This is a genomic window from Trichocoleus sp. Lan (genome assembly GCF_039961855.1).
Lineage (GTDB): Bacteria > Cyanobacteriota > Cyanobacteriia > Cyanobacteriales > FACHB-T130 > FACHB-T130.
In genome coordinates, this window is record NZ_JAMPKA010000014.1 from 151,461 (window position 1) to 169,223 (window position 17,763).

Consider the following 17,763-nt stretch of genomic DNA (forward strand, 5'->3'; position numbering starts at 1 on the left):
CTTACTTACAGTTTCTATGCAGCTTAACGTCTTCTTGAAGATACATTTTGTCAGCACTCAGCGCTTTGGATTTCACTGGAAAATAGGGCTGTCAGGATGGAGTCTCCTCGCCCATGCGGGTACTGACTCTTTTGATGCGATCGCGCACCGTTATCCTCGGTTAAGTGGAGAGAAGGGGAGAGAACTGCCGATCCAAGTATGCGAGCGCCTTTTGCCCCTACATCATCCTCAATATTGCGTTTTGTAATACTTTTATGGCTCTTTTCCAGATCAAATTCTAAAATGCTATCATCTCAAATGAGAGTTGATTCGGTTGCAAGGTTTTGTTTTTATTGACTGGCTTTTTCGTCTTGGTCTTAACAGACTCCTCTCCGAAATCTAAATCTCCACGTTCCTATGATTTTGGAGTCGATCTATGTCTATTTATGTAGGTAATTTGTCCTACGACGTTACCGAAGCCGATTTAACCGGCGTTTTTGCAGAATATGGTTCTGTAAAGCGGGTTCAGCTACCCACTGACCGCGAAACAGGTCGTCCGCGCGGCTTTGGTTTTGTGGAAATGTCTACCGAGGCTGAAGAAACAGCTGCCATTGAAGCCCTGGATGGTGCTGAATGGATGGGTCGTGACATGAAAGTGAATAAAGCCAAGCCCCGCGAAGACAGAAGTTCGTCCGATGGTGGCGGTCGCAGAAACAACAGTTTCTCTCGTCGCTACTAAAACATAAAGAAGAAGCCCCCATTTCTGGGGGCTTTTTTATTGGTCGCTGGAGTGCGATCGCGCTCCCTTCGCGCCCCCTTCGCACTCCAGACAGGTGGAGAGTTTAAGGTCTGGGGGGATTACCACACTGCGGGCTAGGATTATTTAAACATAGCCAAATTCCTGGCATGAGGTCGGTGTTGTTGTTGTTCATAGTACTTGTGGTTGAAGGACTAGCTGCGGGGCTAGCTTCAGGACTGGCTTCAGGACTAGCTTCAGGACTGGCTTCAGGGCTAGCTTCGGGACTGGCTTCGGGACTGGCTTCAGGACTGGCTTCGGGACTATCTTCGGGACTATCTTCGGGGCTGGCTGGCGCATCTTGAGCGAATAACTCTTGGCTACTCACAGTTAAATCAGCTTGCTCGGAGCCACTACCAGCATTGGAGTGATTATTAGGACTATTAATTAGTGCAGTAGCTGGAAAACTCAGCAAAATTCCAGCACTCACAACCAACATCATGCCAACTCGCGTTTTAATTTGAGTTTTAAGATCTTTATTCATCGGTATCTACTTGGTTTCTCCTAAAATCGGGATGCACTTGATTAAAACTCATTCCTCTGTAATCGTCTTCCTACTTCCGATAGAAGTAGAAGTAAAGTATACTCAATGCTTAAGTAGTGGGCACTCCTTAATAAGATTTGACGAGAGCTAAACCACCAAAATTAGTATTTGTTGTTTTTTTTGCTGCTAAAGTCAAGCTAAAATTATTATTTTTCAAGGAGCAGTATTGGGGCAGTCCCTACGTTAAAAAAATTCTTTTTCGAGAGTTGGTATCGCGGTTCTCGCTAAGTATGCGCTCCACATTGAACCTCAAACCCACTCGGCTTTCGGAGAGAAGCCGGAGGGGGGTTAAACTGTACTGCTCCAAACGAAAATTGCTATATAGTTTTCTATGCAAGTAGGGAATCGGAAAGTTACGTAGAAGCGAGAAAATATTTAAAAGTAGATTAACTGGATTTCGGTAGCGTTGATAACAAATTGCCAAAGTGAGCTGTCATGATGAGCAGAGCGACGAATGCACTCTTCTGAAAGCAAGTAGAGATTAATCCATTGCCGCTAGCACCGCCTTGGGTGCTAATTTATCTTTAAACCAAACAATTCTTGCCGGTACATCGTTCAGTTTAACACCGGCTTTCTCCAAATTTAGCCGCTCAGAAATCGCTAAAATTAAGTTCTCGCATTCAGCGCGACGCACCTGAGAAAACTTCTTTTGCAAGTATTCGGGACGCCAGTAGCCGACTATTTCGAGTAAGAACGTGCGACCATCAGGATGCACGAGGCGAAAGTCAGGAATCATGACACTGCCTGGAATGGGGATAAGGTCAACTTCTCTTTCTAATACCCATTCACTTTTCAGCGCGTCCCAGCGGTCGGCAAAGGACGCCTCTAACATACTGTCATAAGGCTTGCCAGGTGGATAGTGGGACACCAAACCACATTCAGAATTCAGCGTAAAGCGTCCGGTTTTCCAGTTGCCAGTGAAGGCATCGCGGTTTTGCAGCGTGGCGCTGAGACTCCATTTAGTGACGTGGAGTAAAGCTGGGAGGAGTTTAGCGATCGCTAACCCATAGCGCGTACTCGGCTTAAATAAACTGGTAGGGCCATCCACTGTTATCGTGAAGCCATGATCCGCATCGCCTTCAATATATGCCATCAATTGAAATAATTTGAGATAGCGGAATAACAGCTTATATTCGCCCGGAACGTTGCGGTGAGCATTCAGGGTAATTTGACTCGCACGATAGAAGACACCCTGCACCTGGGATAAATTGTAGCGGTGCAACAAATTTTCGGGCGTGGGAGTGTCAAACTGGGTGAGGATGCGATTCTCGGCTAAATCCGCGTAAAGTCCCATGCGAATTTGACTTGCCAGCACTTCTCGATCGAGTTCCTGGCTAAGTTTGTCAGCTAATAAGCTTAGTGTCTGCGCCGAGGCTTGGGGGCTGGGAACAGATTGAGCCGCCAGCGCAAAGACTCGTTCCCGCAATTCTTGCGGTTCCAAGGGACTGACGATTTCAAACGTACACAAACTGCTTTTGAGAATGTGGGCAAGTCCTCGCTTCAGGCGATAATCTGGACTATCTCCTTCTAACTCCAGCAACTGGCGATCGAGTTCTCCCTGCGTACAACCAAGCGCTTCCTGAAAACAGGTAATCAGATCGGATGCAATCCCCAAATTCTGAGCATCAATATTTAAGCGCTTCGGGACTATTGTTTCGCCATTTTGACGATGGATTAAAAGGTCGGTAGGTAACATTTGGATTTAGATAATTGCTAATTGCTAATTGCTAATTGCTAATCGCTAATGGGTGGTTCATCCTCCTCTCCCCATCTTGCCGGTGACTCCGCTGCTCGCTTAGCGACATTAGAATTTACCCCATAAATCGGTTTCGACGGCAAAATCTCCAATTGTTTACCTTTCTTCTCCTCTCTTTCTTCGCGTTCTCTGCGCCTTGGCGGTTCGTTTTTCTTATCTCCCCGCCGCCGTTGGGATGTACCTTCCTCGCTGGTATTTTCCGCCACTACCTCATAGAGAATAGCGCGTTTATTTTTATCCTGACTTTTCCGCAAAACCCGCCCCATGCGCTGAATAAACTCACGCTGCGAACCTGTGCCGGATAAGATAATTGCGATGCTAGCGGCGGGGACATCCACCCCTTCATTCAGGACGTGGGAAGCGATCAGAGTTTTGTATTCTCCCTCCCGAAACCGAGTTAATATCTCGTGGCGTTCCTTCACCGGCGTTTGATGGGTAATCGCTGGGATTAAGAAATCTTGGGAAATGCGATAAACGGTAGCGTTATCAGCCGTAAAAATCAGAATTCGTTCTGGGTGATGTTCGGCAATCAAATTGGCGAGAATTCGTAGTTTGCCGTCTGTCCCCAAGGCGATATCTTTCGCTTCCCGGTGGGCTAGCATCGCCCGACGTCCCGCTGGCGAACCAGCACTTCTCATCACAAACTGCTGCCAACCTTGTATGCTACCCAGAGAAATATTTGATTCTCGCAAAAAGTTGTTGCGGAGTTGAATTAACTCGTTATAGCGATCGCGCTCTAATTGCGATAACTTGACTTTAATCTGCACGATCTCATGCTCAGCAAGTGCCGAACCAGAAAGTTCCTCTGCCGTTTTGCGGTAAACTTCGGAACCAATGAGAAGATTTAGATCGGCGTGTTTGCCGTCAGAACGCTCTGGAGTGGCACTAAGTCCCAGTCGGTAGGGAGCGATCGCATATTCGGCAATCACCCGATTAAAATCAGTCGGTAAGTGGTGACACTCATCAAACACGAGCATGGCATAGCGATTGCCCAAGTTTTCGGCATGAATTGCCGCACTGTCGTAAGTGGCAACCAGAATTGCTGTTCTATCCCGCGAACCCCCTCCCAGCAACCCCACCTCTGCATCCGGAAAAGCTGCCGTCAAGTGGGCATACCACTGGTGCATCAAATCCAGTGTCGGCACCACAATTAACGTACTGCGCGGCGTCGCCTGCATCGCCAGTTGAGCCAGATACGTCTTCCCAGCCGCCGTAGGCAGCACCACTACTCCCTGACGTCCCGCTTGCTTCCAAGCCATTAGCGCCTCGGTTTGATGCGGGTAGGGTTCCATTTCCATGCTGGCGACGAGTTCCAGCGCTTGAAAACCCTTCGCCTCATCGATAAAATTTGTTTCTTCCGCTTGTAGTGCTTCTACCAGTTGACGATAGTGCATCGCCGGAATGCGGAACTTTTCCACGCGATCGTCCCAAGTCGCATATTCCACCCAAGCTTTGCCCCTAGGAGGCGGATGCAATATTAAAGTGCCACGATCAAAAGATAAAGTAGGGCTACGAGCCATTATTTTTTTACATTCTTAATCCCCCGATAATTTTAGGAGACTTAATGCACAATGCGATTGAACCCTTGCAGTAATTGGAGCTTTCCCTAATTAAGGGATGAATGCATCGGGGGTAGTAAATAGACTCTCCCAACCTCACAACCCAACCGCGCAAAATTGTTACAGTATGGTGCAATCTTGTGCAACAGCGTAATTGGAGCTGATTTTTGTGTTTAACACTGGCATCATCAGTATTTTGCAATATAGAGGCGCTAAATCTTGACATCTGGCTATGATACGGATCGAGGAGCCATTAGGGTAGATGTGCGAACCAGCGAACTGACAAGTCAGCGCAACGCGATCGCGCTGGCGCGGGAGATTCGTTTTTCATTTTTTACATCAAGAATCGGTGTTGGCATTAGTGCGAAGCGCTCCAAATGCCGAACCCGCCAGGAGAACAGAATATGTTAAAAAAAATCAACCCTCGATTACGGCGCTACGGTGTTGCTGTACTCGCCGTTGCTAGCGCTGGGGTACTGACGCTGTGGTTATTGCCGCACATTCAGCCGCACATTTCCCCACTTTTTTTTGCTGCCGTGATGTTGAGTTCCTGGTACGGCGGCTCGAAACCGGGACTGTTAGCTACTGTTTTGTCTACTTTAACGATTTCTTATTTTTTTATCCCGCCGTTCCATTCAGTTTTGTTTGGTGGAGGGGACATCCTGCGAGTGGCGGTGTTTGGGTTGGTGGCATTATTTATTAGTTGGCTCAGCGCGGAATTAAAAGCTGCCAAGCATCGATCCGAGAAGAACATATTAAAAGTACGAGCCAGCGAGGAGCGGTATCGTAGCATCGTCGAGACGGCTAACGAGGGCATCTGGTTATTGGATGCCCAAATGCGAATAGAGTACGTCAATCAACGGTTAGCCGAGATGTTCGGTTACGGTGTAGAAGAGATGCTCGGTCGTCCAATTTTTGACTTCATGGATGAAGAGGCTCGCATTCAGTTAGAGCAATCTTTGGAGCGAGGAAAACAGGGTATTAAAGAGCCGTTTGACTTCCGTTACCGCCGCAAAGACGGTTCGACGCTTTGGGCAATTGTCTCCACAAATCTTATTTTTCATGAAGGCGGTGTCAGCGACGCGAAAGGTGAAGCGATGCCGAAAGCGATCGCGATGTTAACTGATGTCACCGAGCGCAAAGCCGCTGAGGAAGAATTAAAACGATATCAACTTCTTTCTCAACACAGTCGTGACATTGTTTTATATATTCAGCTTGATGGTCAAATTATTGAAGCAAACCAAGCTGCTGTTAAGGCTTATGGTTACTCTAAATCAGAGTTGATTTCCCTAAATATTAACGATTTACGAGCGCCACAAACTCGGGATTTAATCGCTCAGCAAATTGAACAAGCAGACAAAGAAGGGATTTTGTTTGAAACCATTCACTACCGGAAAGACGGGAGTTCTTTTCCGGTAGAAGTGAGTGCTCAAAGCTTAGGAATTGGCAATAAAAAAATAGTTTTAAGTATTATTCGAGACATTACTGAGCGCAAGCAAGCTGAAGCCTTGTTGCGGAACAGCGAAGAACGCTACCGCGCTTTTATTGAGCGGAGTTCAGAAGGAATTTGGCGATTTGAACTTGAGCAACCGATTCCCACAGAAGTGACAGAAGATGAGCAGATTCAGCGTTTTTACCAACATGGATACTTAGCTGAATGCAATCGGGTCATGGCTCAAATGTATGGGTTTAGTAGTGTAGAAGAAATTATTGGGGTAAGATTAGAAGATTTTTTAATTCCCTCCGAGCCACATAATATTGAATATTTGCGGGCGTTTATTCAGTCTGGCTACCGACTCAGCGATGCAGAATCCTATGAGGTGGATAAAGAAGGAAATCCCAAATATTTCTTAAATAACCTCGTAGGAATTGTGGAAAATGGTTTTTTAGTACGAGCGTGGGGAACTCAACAGGACATTAGCGAAAGCCTGCGGCACGCTACGCTACGCAAACAAGCGGAAGAAAAATCTCGGCAACTTGCAAACGAGCTTCAAGAACAAGCCAGTACGCTGGATGCAATTCTTTCGGCATCTGTCGATCACATTTACATCTTCGATCGTGAAGGCCGCTACCAATATGTAAGCGCTGGCGGTGCCCAAGTGGTGGGATTCCAGCCAAGCGAGCTGGTAGGCAAAACTTGGCGAGATATCGGCTTGCCAGAAGAAATTATGAGCCGATTTGATGCTCACAGAGAAGAAGTCATCTCTACCGGAGAACCGATCAGAAATGAGAACGAGTTCTTAGGTGCTAGCGGCTTGCAACACTACGAATATATCGTCGCCCCCCTGCACAATCAGGATAAAAGTATCAAGGGGATCGTGGTCATTTCCCGCGACATCACCCAGCGCAAGCAAGCTGAAGAGGCTCTGCGAGAAAGTGAAGCACGGGCGAGACGCTTGATTGACTCAAATATTATCGGGGTCATCATTGCGGACTTTTCTGGCAATATCCTGGAGGCAAACGATGTCTTTTGTAACATCGTCGGTTATACACAGGAGGAAGTGCTATCCGGAAAAGCGAACTGGGCGGAAATGACGCCGCCAGAATATCGGCATTTAGATGTGCAGGCGATGGAGGAGATGCAGCAGACAGGCACCCATACGCCTTTCGAGAAAGAATACATCCGCAAAGACGGCACCAGGGTTCCCGTCCTAGTGGGGACAGGCTATCTGGGCGGAGCGAACAAAATCGGCGTGGGTTTTGCGATTGACTTAAGCGAAAGCCTGCGGCACGCTACGCTACGCAAACGCGCTGAGCAGGAATTGCGAATATCAGAAGCTCGCTTCCGAGCTTTGGTAGATCAGTCTCCATTGAGTACGCAAATTATGGCTCTCGACGGTCGGATTCTTCAGGTCAACCAGGCTTGGGAGAAACTTTGGGGAATCACGCTTGACCAACTTTCGGAATACAACCTGTTGCAGGATGAGCAATTAGTCGCTAAAGGCATCATGCCATACATTCAAAAGGCATTTGCTGGCGAGGCGACAGCCATGCCACCCATCATCTACTATGTTTCGGAGCTAGGAGATTTCCACAAGCAAGAACGCTGGACGCAGGCTTTCATCTATCCCGTCAAAGATGAAACCGGAAATATTCGCGAAGTGGTTTTGGTACACGAAGATATTACAGAGCGCGTCCGAGCCGAGGAAGCACTTCGAGAAAGCGAAGAACGATTCCGGAAATTTTTTGAAGAGGCACCCATTGGCATCTCCGTGGTTGACATAAACGGTCGCTTGGTCAAAATGAATAAAACCTACTGTGAGATGTTGGGATACCCAGAGCAAGAACTCAGTCAATTGACCTTTACAGAGATTACCCACCCCGAAGATATTGAAAAAGATTGGCGCTATACAGAGCAATTATTCACAGGTGAACTAACTCGCTATCAAGTAGAAAAACGTTATATCAAGAAAAATGGGGAAATTTTATGGATTAATCTTACAGCTACGGCAATTTACGATCGAGAAGGGAACCCCTGCTATGGATTGGGCATGGTTGAAGACATCAGCGAACGGAAGCGAGCTGAGGAAGCGCTGCAAGCAACGAACCAAACTCTTGACAGCCTGATTCAAGCTTGTCCCCTGGGGATTACAGTTCTCAGTATTGATGATGGAACGGTAAAACTGTGGAATCCAGCAGATGAGCGGATCTTCGGCTGGAGTGAACAAGAGGTAGTCGGCTGTTTTCTTCCTAGCATCCTAGAAGATAAACGAGACGAGTTTATAGCACAACTTGATGCTATCGAGCAAGGCGGAACATTAACGGCTATAGAAACACGTCGTCGAAAGAAAGACGGTTCACTGGTTGATATCAGCGTCTGGGCGTGTCCAGTGCGTGACGCTCAGGGAAATCTTAGCTGTATGTCCATTGTTGCCGATATTAGCGATCGCAAGCAGTTAGAGCAAGAACGCAACCAACTTTTGCTCAACGAACAACAACGGGCGACCCAACTTCGAGGCTTGGCGGATGCTGCTTTAGCCATCAACTCTACACTCTCGATTGATGAGCGGTTGCAAGCGATCGCTGACCAAGCGCGTACCATCATCGGTGCCCACCAGTCACACGCCAAACTAAGTTTTAATCAAGACTGGGCGCAGTCTCTCAACGCCATCTCTGTGTCAGACAAATATGCACCCAGGCGCGAATCCCCTGAAGAACTTGATGTGACGACGAGCATCTACTCGCTTGTCTGGCAGAGGAACCGCCCGATGCGGATGACGCAAGCTGAGCTGGAGGCACATCCGGCTTGGAAAGAATTTGACAAAACTGTTGATAATCTACCAATGCGAGGCTGGCTAGCTGCACCCCTGACGGGACACAACGGGAAAAATATCGGTTTGATTCAACTGTCGGATAAATACGAGGGTGAGTTCACCGAACAAGATGAAGCCATCTTCGTCCAACTGGCACAGATGGCTTCCGTCGCGGTTGAGAATGCACGCCTTTACCGGGAAGCCCAAGAAGCAAACCGCACCAAAGATGAGTTTTTAGCGACCCTTTCCCACGAACTGCGAACGCCGCTCAACGCCATGCTGGGATGGACTCAACTCCTGCGTACCCGGAAGTTTGACGCCGCCACTGCCGCCCGCGCCCTGGAAACCATCGACCGCAATACTAGGGCACTGTCTCAATTGATTGAGGATGTCCTAGATGTCTCGCGGATTATTACCGGCAAGTTGCGCCTAAATGTGCGTCCCATCGAACTTGTACCCGTGATTGAGGCGGCTATCGATACGGTGCTACCCGCAGCAGCAGCGAAAAACATTCAAATTGACTCTAGATGCGATCGCTCAGTCGGACTCATTTTGGGCGATTCCGCTCGTTTGCAGCAAGTCGTCTGGAATCTGCTTTCTAACGCCGTCAAGTTCACCCCCAAGGGAGGGCGGATCGAGGTACAACTTTCTGTAGGCAGGGGGAATGGGAACGAACCATTCCCGATTCCCAACTATGCCGAAATCAGAGTAACTGACACGGGACAAGGGATTAGTGCCGACTTTCTCCCTTATGTATTTGAACGCTTCCGTCAAGCCGATGGTACAACTACGCGATCGCATGGCGGACTCGGACTTGGACTTGCGATCGTGCGCCACCTCGTAGAATTGCAAGGGGGAACCGTCCGCGCCCAAAGCCCCGGACTTGGCTTAGGCGCAACCTTTATTGTGAATTTACCGCTCCGGAGGGAGGAAGCAGAAAACCGGAAAGATGAATTAGATTCTCACCTTCCTCCTTCCTCCGCCGACTTCGCTTCCTGTGCCGTAACGCTGGATGGCTTGCGAGTGCTAATTGTGGATGATGAACCCGACGCCCGCGAAGTGCTAACTGCCATCTTGGAGCAATACCACGCCCAAGTCACCGCTGTGACGAGTGCCCGCGAAGCACTGGAAGCCCTCCACCGCTTGCAGCCGGATATCTTGGTGAGCGATATTGGGATGCCGGAAGAAGATGGCTACGACCTGATTCGTCAAGTCAGGGCGCTGGATACACAAGGTAGAACAATTCCGGCTGTAGCGCTGACCGCCTACGCCAGAGCTGAAGACCGTACAAAGGCGCTGCAAGCAGGTTTCCAGGTACACATTTCTAAGCCAGTCAACCCCGTGGAGTTAGCGACAGCGATCGCTAACCTCACCGGACGCACCCAATCTTGAATGGTGGTAAGGAAAAGCGATTGGTTCAAGAAAAAAAACAATCATCGCTAGTGGTAAGTGATATCTTTAGTGGCAAAAGCGATCGCTCAGTTGCGCCACAATAATGCCTATTTCTCTGAGGTCTAAGCGTTTTTCCGCAGCACTGGTGACAGTTCTTGTCTCTGTCTCCATGTCTTGGTGCGACAAAGCACCCGCAGCATTTGTACAGCCCCTCCGAAGCAAACGGGGGATGGTTGTCTCGGCTCACCGACTGGCGAGTGACGCGGGGTTGACTATGTTACGCAAGGGAGGCAATGCAGTCGATGCAGCCGTGGCAACTGCTTTTGCCATTTCCGTTGTCGAGCCTTTTTCGGCTGGGATCGGCGGCGGGGGTTTTGCCCTGGTACGCTTGGAGAAAACTGGCGAAATCAAAGCGCTTGACTTTCGCGAACGCGCCCCCCTGAAGGCAACGCGGGATATGTACCTGGATGCAGCGGGGAAAGTGCGTCCCAATGCCAGTGTCAATGGATATTTGTCAGTAGCAGTGCCCGGAACGGTGGCGGGACTGTATGAACTCCATCGCCAGTATGGCAAACTTCCCTGGAAAGAAACGATCGCACCGGCGATTCGTTTTGCCAACGAAGGCTCTACGATCAACCCTACCTCGCGTTTTGCCCAAGTTGCTGGAAACCGCAAGGATGCCATTCTCAATAATCCCGCAGCCCGACAAATTTTTGCGCCGAACGGCACTTTGTTTGCACCGGGAGAGAAGCTGGTACAAAAAGATTTAGCCAAAACCTTACAAGCGATCGCCCTCAATCCTCAAGACTTCTATACTGGCGGCATTGCCCGCGCGATCGCGAGCGATATGGCAAAAAATGGGGGTTTGATTTCCCTTGAAGATTTAAAATCTTACAAAACGACTTGGCGCGCCCCCGTCTGCGGCAATTTCCGCGCTGCTCGGATTTGCTCGATGCCGCCGCCTTCGTCGGGAGGCGTTCACCTGCTGCAAATCTTAAATATTATTGGGGAAACTGACTTAAAATCCAAAGGATGGCACCACCCAGACTCCCTGCATTTGATGGTGGAAGCAATGCGGATTGCTTATGCGGATCGGGCTGTACATTTGGGCGATCCGGATTTTGTGAAAGTTCCGGTTAATGCCTTGATTAATCCGGCATACGCCGCTAAAAGACGCCAGGAAATTAGTCTGGAACGGGCGCGATCTTCCACTGAGGTAAAGGCAGGGAATCAGGAGACGCTACAGGGCTTTGCCAATCCAAAGGAATCCCAAGATACGTCTCATTTAACGGTAGTCGATGAGGAGCGCAATACCGTCAGCCTCACGTTTACGATTAACTACGGCTTTGGATCGGGTGTGGTGGTGCCGGGAATGGGGATTCTGCTAAATGACGAGATGGACGATTTTGCCGCTGCGCCGGGAGTTCCCAACGTTTTTGGATTAGTGGGCGGTGAAGCGAATGCGATCGCTCCCGGCAAAATTCCCCTCTCCAGTATGACCCCAACGATCGTCACCGAAAATGGCAAGCTGCGGATGGCTGCTGGCGCGCCTGGGGGTAGCACGATCATTACGACCGTGCTGCAAATTGTCCTCAACGTCCTGGAATACGGCAGGGATGCCGGTGCCGCCGTTTCTGCCCCCCGCATCCATCATCAATGGCTTCCTGACAAGCTCAACGTGGAACCTTACGGGTTAGACGCTGCCACGCTTGCAGAACTGAGTCGTCGAGGGCACAAAATCGAAGAGCGATCGCCTTGGGGAAATGCGAACGCGATCGTCGTGACCCCTGAAGGCTTATTAGAAGGTGCTGCCGATCCTCGCGGCGAAGGTGCCCCAAGCGGTTATTAGAGAGGACTGAGGGCTGAGGACTGAGGACTGAGGACTGAGGACTGAGGACTGAGGACTGAGAGAAAAAGAGTGAGGGCTGAGGAGTCAGGGAAGAGGGCTGAGGGAAGAGGATTGATTTCAACCGTCCTCAGCCAGATGTAAGAAGCTTTCCTTAAAGAGCGGCAGTGTCAATTGTTATTGCCCAAAAATTGCACTAAAGGTTGAAAAGTTGGGACGAGTTCGGGACGACTCACGACTAAAGTGGGGAAAGAAATACTGCCATAATTCACTCCTTTTTGCAAAGGAAACACAGGTTTTGAATTCAGCGGTATCCAAACCCCACCCGCCGCCTGCAAAATTGCCCAAACTGCTGCAATATCCCAAACTTTGGGGGTAGATTCAACCCCGCCCAAGCTGGTACCGGAAGCAACTGCCAGGAAATTGTAGGTGGTGACGCCCAGCATCCGGATTTTGCAGGGGAAAGGTTTCTGCAAGATAGAGGTACTTCTGGCACACACGCAGAAGAAGTGACTATTACTCGGAGCATCTGGACTAGTGTGAATCGGGCGATTATTTAAAAAAGCACCATTGTCACCGCCTTCACCGTGCCAAAAGCCGTGAAAAGATTGCCTGGTGGGGGGGAAATACACGTACCCGAATACCGGAGTGCCTTGATAAAGCAACCCCATTGAAATTCCCCAGATTGGAATTCCCCGCGTGAAATTGGTGGTGCCATCAACCGGATCGATGACCCAGCACCATTCGGAACCGAAAAAGGTATGTTCTGCCTCTTCACTCAAAACATCGTGGCTGGGGAATGTGCGCGCGATCGCTTCTCGAATTTCTCGATCCGCCCACTTATCTGCCTGCGTTACCAAACTCCCATCTGCTTTATGTTCTGCCTGGATCTGTCCAAAATCTTGCAGCAGTTGCTCACCGAGTCTAACAGTCGTCTCTTGTGCAAAGCTGAGAACCTTCTCCCAAAAATCTGTCATCTGCGTTCGTGGTTCGGGGTTGATGGCTAATGGCAATACAATTCACCATTAGCGATGATCTATTCGCAATTCGTTAGTCTAATTCACCTTCCAGGACAGTTGCGATCGCATTTTTGGCATCTGTGCGAAATTCTGACACATTTACCCGACTGAGGAACCAAACCGCTAGCACCATCCCCACGGCTTGCAGCGCAAATACCAATCCATAAGAGAGTACCGGGTTTGCAAATAGCTGTTTCCCCACATCCAAAACAGCACCTCCCGTCACGGTTGCCAGTGCCCGTGCCATTGCCTGCGCCAATCCCCAAGCACCGATAAACGTACCGGCTGTTTCCGCTGCTGTCAGATCCAGCATTAAGCTAATCGCGCCGGTGGTTGTGACGCCAGAGGCAAGCCCAAACAAGAATAACGCACCCTGCAATAACTTTTGATTTTGGCTAAATCCTGACAGGATAATCAACACAAAACAAGCGGCTACTAACAAACAGCCTAGCTTAGCAGTTTTTTGCTTACCTAGGCGCGGCACAATCAAAAAACCAGTGCTGCTAATTCCAATCAGGGTTCCCAGTCCCCAGTAAGCATTCAGCTTGGTTGTTTCCGAAACTGGCATTCGGAAAACCTCGCCCCCATAAGGTTCTAAGACTGCTTCCTGCATAAACAAACTAATCGTCATCACCAGCAAAAACGTAAAAAAGATTCCCGTTTGCCGGTTAGCGGTTAACACTCGCAATGCCTTACCCAAGGTAATGCTATCTTCTCGCTCTACTAAAGTGGAACGAGAGGTATAGCGGGAATATTTTTTCTCGACGCCCACCGTCGCCAGCAATGCCAGACCCACCACGGTCGCCGGTACAATCATAAACAAGCGGTCGATCGAGGCTTGCAATGCTGATAGGGGTGCGTCTGTGCCGACTTGCTTGAGCAAACTGCTGCCGAGAATTGCCCCGATAACAATTCCCACCATCAACATAGACCAGACAATCCCGACGAGTTTAGAACGATTATCTTCATCGGAAACATCCACCAACATCGCGGCAAAGGGAGTCGAACTCATACTCAGCGCCACGCCATAAAACACGAAGACAAGTGCCAGCAAACCAGTCCATCCGTAGGTTTGGGTTGTCCACGACCAACCCCCGGCAGCTTGCACCACATTGCCCAGCCGCCACATTACTTGTACGGCGAGGAAGGATGCGATCGCAAATAGTGTCGCGCCTATCCACACATAACCCGTGCGGTGATACCCCAATATCGGCTTTGCATCCGACATTTGCCCAAACCACACTCGCACTGGGGCAACAAACTGGTGCATCGCTAAGGCACCCGCAGCAATTGTGGCAGGAATTGCTAACTCCCCAATCATGACTCTGTTGAGGATGCCCAGCGCCAAAACGGACATCATCCCCAATCCCATCTGAAATAAGCCGAGTCGGAACATGGTGAATAAATTCACCTTGGGAGGAAATGACTCGCGGGGTTTCGAGTCTTCTGGTTGCAAATTTGATATATCACCTGTTGCCATCTTTTTTTAAAAGCAAATGAAAGCATCTTTTGCTGTTTTCATTTCACCATACTCATCTGCGACTGTCTGCGACGTTAAACTGAAAAATATAAAGTTTTGTAAAGAGTAGAAATTTTGAGCCTACAAACGATTACTTTAGGACGCGATGGTCCCACAGTCACCCAACTCGGTATCGGCACTTGGGCTTGGGGGGACAAGCTGTTTTGGAATTATGGCAGCGATTACGGGGAAGCCCAACTACGAGAAGCCTTTGAAGCCACGCTAAATTCCGGCATTACCTTTTTTGACACTGCTGAGATTTACGGGTTCGGAGAGTCAGAGTCACTTTTGGGAAAATTCATGCAAGAAACTGGGTGTCCTGCCCAAATTGCTACCAAATACGGCCCTGCCCCTTGGCGATTCACGGCTCAATCTGTCTCAGATGCTTTAACAGAAAGTTTAAAACGTCTGCGGGTCGAGCAAGTCGCCCTTTATCAAGTGCATTGGCCTTTTACCTTCTTAATGAGTCAAGAGACGCTGATGAATGCTCTAGCCGATGAGGTGAAGCGAGGCAGAATTGCGACAGTCGGCGTCAGCAATTATTCAGCCGAACAAATGAAAGAAGCCCACCAACTGCTGGCAGCCAGGGGTGTGCCTTTAGCGGTGAACCAAGTACGCTATTCTCTGCTAACGCGACAAATCGAAACCAACGGCATTCTAGACACAGCGCGTCAACTGGGGGTGACAATCCTGGCTTACAGCCCTCTTGCACAAGGGTTACTCACTGGTAAGTACACCGTTGAGAAGTACCAGGAACCGACGGGTGCCCGCAGATTTGACTCTCGCTTCAGCCGCAGCGGCTTAGAGAAAATCTCCCCGGTGACATCCTTGCTGAGTCAGTTAGGGGAAAAGTATCAAAAAACCCCCGCTCAGGTTGCCCTCAATTGGTTAATCGCTCAGAACGATGTGATTGCGATTCCAGGCGCAAAGACAGCCGAACAGGCGCGGCAGAATGCCGGGGCGCTCGGTTGGGAATTGAGCAGCGAGGAAGGTGCCCAATTGGAACAGGTGAGTCGTCCTTGGCGAAATTAAACCGATTTTAAATTTGGTTCGCAATCGAGGCGGTGCCTCGATTGTGTCCATTATTGAAGGAACGACGCGAGCCGTATTCGACCCGTAGGCGCAGCCTGCGTCCGCCAGAGCGACAAAGGTAGCAGTACCGACCTAACTTCTACAGAACACAGCATTTTTTTAGCCAATTAGAAAAGCGACACATAAAATTTAACTTAGTTACCACTTCAGGCTAAAATTACTGGATGGTGTGAGTACACAGAAATATCTGTTTAGCTGATGTCCACTCGTTCATCTACACTGACCCGTCCGCAAGACTCTGTTGGCAATTCCGAGCCGCTGAGCAATCTTTTGACAGCCCCAACTGGTGACAAGCATCTGAAGCCTGTGACCAAAGCTGTCTATCAAGCCGACCAGCAAGTTAAGTTCCTGCATTTGCAGGCGGAAGTTGAAATTCTCTTGCAACAGCTGCAAACAATCAAACAGCAGCGGTTAGCATCGGATCGCGAGATGGCGGCGACACCCAGCACCGCTAACCCGTAAGGTTCGTAGGAAGAGGCTTTTATCCCTAGAAATGCTGTTTGTAACTCTATCGGCAACTCTTCGGTGCTAGCTTCGTTTGCCCGAAGTTATAAATCATTCGCCGATCAAAAATACTGCCTGCCACAAATCTGTATCGGGCAGTATTTTTGTGCGCGTATAAACGCACTGCACTCAACGAAAACCACGAGAACTTTAATCTCTGCATGACATCGACCATCCCAGCAACGATCCCGAACTCGGATGCAACCACTGACAGCCTGCACCTAAGAGACATTTTGAGAAGTCTACCGCGTGAGGTTTTTACCAAGAATCGCCGCAAAGCTTGGCTCACAGCGCTGATTAACGTTTTAATGGTTGGCTTGGGCTACTGGGGTTTAGCGATCGCTCCCTGGTTTCTTTTACCTCCCCTCTGGATTTTTATCGGCACAGGGTTGACTGGTTTTTTTGTGATTGGTCATGACTGCGGACACCGCTCCTTTGCCAATCGGCGCTGGGTGAACGATCTCGTGGGGCATTTATTCATGCTGCCGCTAATTTATCCTTTCCACAGTTGGCGGATTCTGCACAATTACCATCATGCCCACACCAATAAGCTTAATGAAGACAATGCTTGGGAACCCTTTCAACCAGAGTTTTATAACAGTTTAGGAAGCTTGGGACAGTGGGGCTATCGCTTACTGCGGGGTCGATTTTGGTGGGTGGCTTCGATTGTCCACTGGGGCGTTATGCATTTTAATTGGTGGCAATTTAAAGGCAAAGACCGCCAGAAGGTGAAATTATCGGCGATAGTCGTGTTGGGATTTGCCAGCGTAGCTTTCCCCTTATTAATTGCCACAATCGGCATCTGGGGGTTTGTCAAATTTTGGCTTCTACCCTGGCTGGTGTACCACTTCTGGATGAGTACCTTTACCTTGGTTCACCACACAGCGCCGGAAATTCCCTTCACCCCCGCCGACGAGTGGAATCAAGCTCAAGCGCAACTCTTTGGAACCGTCCATTGCGATTATCCACGCTGGGTGGAATTTCTCTGCCACGACATCAACGTTCACATTCCCCACCATATTTCTACCGCAATTCCTTCCTATAACTTGCGACTAGCTCATCGCAGTATCCAACAAAACTGGGGAGACTCAATTCGTGAATGCCGCTTCTCTTGGTCTTTGATGAAGCAGATTACAGCTGAATGTCACCTGTACAATCCCGAAGACTCTTACTACCAGTCTTTTAAGGACTACCACATTGGGCGATAGGCTAGCAGCTCCAAAATAATCAGGTATACACTCTTTCAAGCACCCTTGACTTTTTAGGAATGGGGTGTTTTTTTTGGCAAAAGGGTATTTTTAGGTGACGGATCAACTGCACGCCGGCTCACGGGGTGACAACCCCGTCAAAAGCCTAGTGCAAGTGCTCCTGAAGCCAAGTTGCGGTAAAAAAAGATGGGGTCACTCTTGTTAAAAAGCCCCATCTGTTAAAAATGCTTCCTCAATTTTATCAAATTCATCTGCAACAGCAACTAAAAAACACCGAATACTTGACTCTAAAAATT

13 protein-coding genes are annotated in these 17,763 nt (G+C 49.1%); 8 read left to right on the forward strand and 5 right to left on the reverse strand.

Features of this window, described 5'->3' with window-relative positions:
* Positions 1–16: 16 nt before the first annotated feature.
* Both NDA03_RS14515 and NDA03_RS14520 read left to right on the forward strand, forming a co-directional pair.
* Positions 17–247, forward strand: a complete 231-nt coding sequence (locus NDA03_RS14515) for a hypothetical protein (RefSeq protein WP_190416072.1) — start codon at positions 17–19, stop codon at positions 245–247.
* A gap of 168 nt (positions 248–415) precedes the next feature.
* The gene (locus tag NDA03_RS14520) at positions 416–718 is read left to right on the forward strand and encodes an RNA-binding protein (protein ID WP_190416073.1); all 303 of its coding nucleotides are present in this window, start codon (positions 416–418) and stop codon (positions 716–718) included.
* 103 nt (positions 719–821) lie between these two features.
* Here the strand turns inward: NDA03_RS14520 and NDA03_RS14525 are convergent, their stop codons facing one another.
* The 3 genes from NDA03_RS14525 to NDA03_RS14535 form a co-directional block, all read right to left on the reverse strand.
* Positions 822–1,259, reverse strand: coding sequence for a hypothetical protein (locus NDA03_RS14525; protein ID WP_190416074.1), 438 nt, complete (start codon positions 1,257–1,259; stop codon positions 822–824).
* Positions 1,260–1,800: 541 nt separating this feature from the next.
* The gene (locus tag NDA03_RS14530) at positions 1,801–3,015 is read right to left on the reverse strand and encodes a DUF790 family protein (protein ID WP_190416075.1); all 1,215 of its coding nucleotides are present in this window, start codon (positions 3,013–3,015) and stop codon (positions 1,801–1,803) included.
* A gap of 38 nt (positions 3,016–3,053) precedes the next feature.
* On the reverse strand, positions 3,054–4,595 hold the full coding sequence (locus NDA03_RS14535; RefSeq protein ID WP_190536708.1) for a DEAD/DEAH box helicase family protein: 1,542 nt from the start codon (positions 4,593–4,595) through the stop codon (positions 3,054–3,056).
* A 258-nt stretch (positions 4,596–4,853) separates the two neighbouring features.
* Between NDA03_RS14535 and NDA03_RS14540 the strand changes: the two genes are divergently transcribed.
* The 3 genes from NDA03_RS14540 to ggt all read left to right on the forward strand — a co-directional run bounded on the left by NDA03_RS14540 (position 4,854) and on the right by ggt (position 12,128).
* Positions 4,854–5,045 carry a hypothetical protein gene (locus tag NDA03_RS14540; RefSeq protein ID WP_190525418.1) on the forward strand — a complete coding sequence of 64 codons (192 nt, stop codon included), beginning with the start codon at positions 4,854–4,856 and terminating at the stop codon, positions 5,043–5,045.
* Positions 5,039–10,279: a PAS domain S-box protein gene (locus tag NDA03_RS14545; protein ID WP_348238382.1), complete on the forward strand. Its 5,241-nt coding sequence runs from the start codon at positions 5,039–5,041 to the stop codon at positions 10,277–10,279. The genes NDA03_RS14540 and NDA03_RS14545 overlap by 7 nt, the downstream gene beginning before the upstream one ends.
* Positions 10,280–10,448: 169 nt before the next feature.
* Positions 10,449–12,128, forward strand: a complete 1,680-nt coding sequence (gene ggt / locus NDA03_RS14550; protein ID WP_348238384.1) for a gamma-glutamyltransferase — start codon at positions 10,449–10,451, stop codon at positions 12,126–12,128.
* A 167-nt stretch (positions 12,129–12,295) separates the two neighbouring features.
* Here the strand turns inward: ggt and NDA03_RS14555 are convergent, their stop codons facing one another.
* A complete protein-coding gene (locus NDA03_RS14555) occupies positions 12,296–13,102 on the reverse strand; it encodes an inositol monophosphatase family protein (RefSeq protein ID WP_190525421.1) in 807 nt (268 codons plus the stop codon).
* Between the two features lie 73 nt (positions 13,103–13,175).
* Positions 13,176–14,624 carry a BCD family MFS transporter gene (locus tag NDA03_RS14560; RefSeq protein WP_190525422.1) on the reverse strand — a complete coding sequence of 483 codons (1,449 nt, stop codon included), beginning with the start codon at positions 14,622–14,624 and terminating at the stop codon, positions 13,176–13,178.
* Between the two features lie 114 nt (positions 14,625–14,738).
* Between NDA03_RS14560 and NDA03_RS14565 the strand changes: the two genes are divergently transcribed.
* The 3 genes from NDA03_RS14565 to NDA03_RS14575 all read left to right on the forward strand — a co-directional run bounded on the left by NDA03_RS14565 (position 14,739) and on the right by NDA03_RS14575 (position 17,467).
* Positions 14,739–15,695, forward strand: coding sequence for an aldo/keto reductase (locus NDA03_RS14565; RefSeq protein WP_348238386.1), 957 nt, complete (start codon positions 14,739–14,741; stop codon positions 15,693–15,695).
* 258 nt (positions 15,696–15,953) lie between these two features.
* Complete coding sequence (locus NDA03_RS14570) at positions 15,954–16,217, forward strand: hypothetical protein (protein WP_190434831.1); 264 nt, start codon at positions 15,954–15,956, stop codon at positions 16,215–16,217.
* A gap of 203 nt (positions 16,218–16,420) precedes the next feature.
* Positions 16,421–17,467 carry a fatty acid desaturase gene (locus tag NDA03_RS14575; RefSeq protein WP_348238388.1) on the forward strand — a complete coding sequence of 349 codons (1,047 nt, stop codon included), beginning with the start codon at positions 16,421–16,423 and terminating at the stop codon, positions 17,465–17,467.
* The last annotated feature ends 296 nt before the right edge of the window (positions 17,468–17,763 follow it).